Source organism: Bradyrhizobium sp. Ken51, from assembly GCF_055807435.1.
Genome location: NZ_JBVVPB010000092.1, coordinates 1 through 3,129, shown reverse-complemented (window position 1 = coordinate 3,129; position 3,129 = coordinate 1). Strand labels below are relative to the sequence as shown.

The window sequence follows — 3,129 nt, the reverse complement described above, 5'->3', positions numbered from 1 at the left end:
GGGCACCGAGTAAGGAGCTGCCGGCGAGCCTTCTTCAGATCGGTCGCCAGTTTTATCTTCTCTCTCAAAACGAGGATCTCGGAATATTCGTTTTGGATCTCTGGGTGGATGCGAAGTGCTTCAAGCTGCTGGGCGGTCCGTTTAAGGATCGCGGCAATATGCGTACTCTGGATGTGGTGCATGGCAATCAAATCCGCTGTTGGAAAAACGGAACGGAAACGATAGCGCGAACTGCGGTGCGGTGTCGCCGGAAATAAACAGCCAACATTACTGTCGTTGGGTCGCCCTTCTGGCTTGTCTCGGCCTCTTATCACTCATGGCGTCACACCAGCCGTCCGGCGGCAGACAGCTTTGATCTGGATCAATGTTTTCGCTCCCTCGGGGTGAGCGCGATGCGTTGGAGTCCGCAATGGGTCAGAAGCGGTCCGGGACCAACTGCTCGCAGAAGGTCAGCGATGGGCCACCAGCGGTCTTCGGGCCGATGCGTACGGCAGGTCGGCTATGGGCCATAAGCGTGCGCAGACGTAACAACGTCGATACGCGAAACGGCGGTGGGAAGCGTGCCGAGCTGCCACTTCCGAAGCCACATTGTTCGCTCCAGCCGGTCCCAGCACGCAGGCCAAGCTCGCTTGCGAGCCCACGTCACAGGCGAACGACCTTCTAGTGATGCCTGGCCGGAATCAGAAGGACCATTCAGGTTAACCGGCAGTATTTCGAAGAGCACGTGCACCAGTGCTTCCGTCTTGTTAAAGACAGTCTGGTTCATATCGCCAGATTCAAAGAAGTAGTCGCCCGGGCCGTAAACTACAGTCTTATCCGGCAAGACGTAAGTCATGTAGCCGGAGGTGACTTGGCGGATGCCGGGGCCCTCGTGATTGTGCTCACCCACATGTCCGCCGGGCGCAAGCGTCAACTCGGTGACTCTGAGCTTGTACTTTCCATTGATCTCCTTGAGGAATCCTTCAAGCGGCGCCTCGAACTTAATTTTGGCGACCAAGCCGTTGGTATCGACTTTGACTGGGCTTACGCCTACTTGCGCGCGCGCCTCGCCCGTCTGTCCGAGCAATGCCACCAACGGCACCGTTGCGAGAGCGAGGAGGAAATCGCGTCTGATGTCGTTTGGCATGATAAATCTCCTTTTCCGCCAGTCGACGTCAATGGCAATCGAAGCTGCAGCATAAAGCGCGTGCCGAGCTCTAAACCAGTGCGAAGACCGGACTACTTCCTTACCCCCGCGCGGCGTGATACGCTCAATCATGTACCGTTACGGCCAATATTGTCCCGTGGCGCGAGCGGCGGAAATCCTTGCCGACCGTTGGACTGTGCTCATCGTGCGCGAGCTGCTTGCCGACGTTAATCACTTCAACGAACTTGAGCGGGGTCTTCCTCACATGTCCCGCACGCTGCTTGCGGGACGGCTGCGGCGGTTGCAGCAAGCCGGCGTGCTGGAACGGCGCGGAGCCTCGCGGGGCAAGCACACTGAATACCGACTGACATCCGCCGGGCGCGACCTACAATCGATTATCGACCAATTTGGCGGATGGGGAGCGCGCTGGGCTTTCGGTGATCCTCGGCCGAACGAAGTCGATCCCGTCGTCCTGCTGTGGTGGATGCGGCGCCGCGTGCGCCTCGAAGCCATAGGGAAACGCCGCGTGGTGATCCAGTTCGATTTCGGTCGTGGGCCGAGGCAGCGCTACTGGTTCCTGATCAAACGCGCGGACGTTTCGGTCTGTCTCAAGAACCCCGGCTTCGATATCGATGTGATCGTCTCGACGGACATCGTGGCGTTTTATAAAGTTTGGCTGGGGCGAGTAAGCTTCTCCGAAGCCTTGCATAGGCAGCAGGTCCGGCTGGAAGGTACGCCCGCCGACGTTCGCGCTTTCTCGGGTTTGTTTGCTTGGAGTCCGATGGCAGACACGGTACGCGCTGCGCTGGCCGATCGGCGGACTGCGTTGTCCAACGAGCGTCATCCCAGGCTAGACTAGCCGAGAGGAGCACACGCCGAAGCTGTTGCGTCATTTCCTGGTCAGGGGTGGGTCAAGGCCAGACTTAGACGGTTGCGGTAAGCAAGTGAGCGGCTATTGGGAAGGACAACCCACGACTATCAACATATGGCTCTAAAACTGCATTTGTATCGGATATCAACCGTTGCCGAGCCACATCGCTTGCTTGCGCCACATGAGCGGCTAATGGTGAGCCCCCGACATAGCTTAACACGAATTGTTCGACCGACGAAAAATGAACGGTGCCAATCCTCTGCTGCAACTTCATTTGCCGGAAATTCGCAGCAGTGATCAGTTGACTAAGTTCGTCCGCGTCGGCCAACGCAAATGGTGCGCGCATGATCGTGGCCGCCGCCAAACTGATGTTTCGCTCCAGCATTCTGGCAAATAGATCGAACCCGGGACTTTCGCTCATGGCGCACCATACCATGAGTGCGACCCGGCCTCTTGCAGCCAGGACTCTGCGCATTTCGCGCAATGCAGCCGACCGGTCCGCGAAGAACTGCAGACCGAGCTGGCAATACGCAATATCGAAGGAGCCGTCAGACAGCGGCAATCTGTCCGCGCTGCCCTCGTGCCACTGTATTGGGGCAGCGTCATCGATCGCCCCGAGGGATCGTGCAACTGCCAGCATACCAGGATTGAGATCAATCCCCGCTACGGCGCCGGTGGGCCCAACTTTCGCCGCCGCGATGCGAGCTACAACTCCAGTGCCGCAAGCGATATCGACCACGCGCTCGCCTGGTTGTGGTTGAGCGAGATCGGTCAGAATTGGCGCCCATGGCCCAAAAACAGCGCGAACCAACTCACGCTCGTAGACTTCGGGCGCGCTGCCAACGATTTGCCACTGTCCTTGCTGAGCCATCAGAGGACGCCAAAGGACGTTGCTTCCGCCGCACGATAGCTCAACAAGTCAGGATCGGCTATCAGATAAAATGCCAAGAACTCAACGTGAGCAAATCTGGTCCGCTATGCCTCGGTGAGCGGACCTCACCCGGCCGGCCGCTACGTCGCCCGCGTGAGTGTTATTGAGCGGCGCTCCGTCGACAGGGATCGCAACCGGCTGTCGCATTTGCCGGCGCCACGTAAACAGCTGTTGCGGCGACAATCCGTGCCGCCGCGCGAC

General features: G+C 58.7%; 5 protein-coding genes. 1 reads left to right on the top strand and 4 read right to left on the bottom strand.

What is annotated here, in order from left to right; genetic code table 11:
* Positions 1-182 (bottom strand): hypothetical protein (locus tag AC0L27_RS40835; protein ID WP_473323712.1); only part of this gene is annotated, 182 nt, incomplete at its 3' end.
* A gap of 317 nt (positions 183-499) precedes the next feature.
* The gene (locus AC0L27_RS40830) at positions 500-1,126 is read right to left on the bottom strand and encodes a cupin domain-containing protein (protein ID WP_473323711.1); all 627 of its coding nucleotides are present in this window, start codon (positions 1,124-1,126) and stop codon (positions 500-502) included.
* 130 nt (positions 1,127-1,256) lie between these two features.
* Here AC0L27_RS40830 and AC0L27_RS40825 point away from each other — a divergent pair, with 130 nt between their 5' ends.
* Positions 1,257-1,985, top strand: a complete 729-nt coding sequence (locus AC0L27_RS40825; protein ID WP_473323709.1) for a winged helix-turn-helix transcriptional regulator — start codon at positions 1,257-1,259, stop codon at positions 1,983-1,985.
* Positions 1,986-2,049: 64 nt separating this feature from the next.
* Here the strand turns inward: AC0L27_RS40825 and AC0L27_RS40820 are convergent, their stop codons facing one another.
* Together AC0L27_RS40820 and AC0L27_RS40815 are read right to left on the bottom strand one after the other, a co-directional pair.
* On the bottom strand, positions 2,050-2,868 hold the full coding sequence (locus AC0L27_RS40820) for a methyltransferase domain-containing protein (protein WP_473323707.1): 819 nt from the start codon (positions 2,866-2,868) through the stop codon (positions 2,050-2,052).
* Positions 2,869-2,949: 81 nt separating this feature from the next.
* On the bottom strand, positions 2,950-3,129 hold a 180-nt coding region (locus AC0L27_RS40815), incomplete at its 5' end, for a transposase (protein ID WP_473323705.1).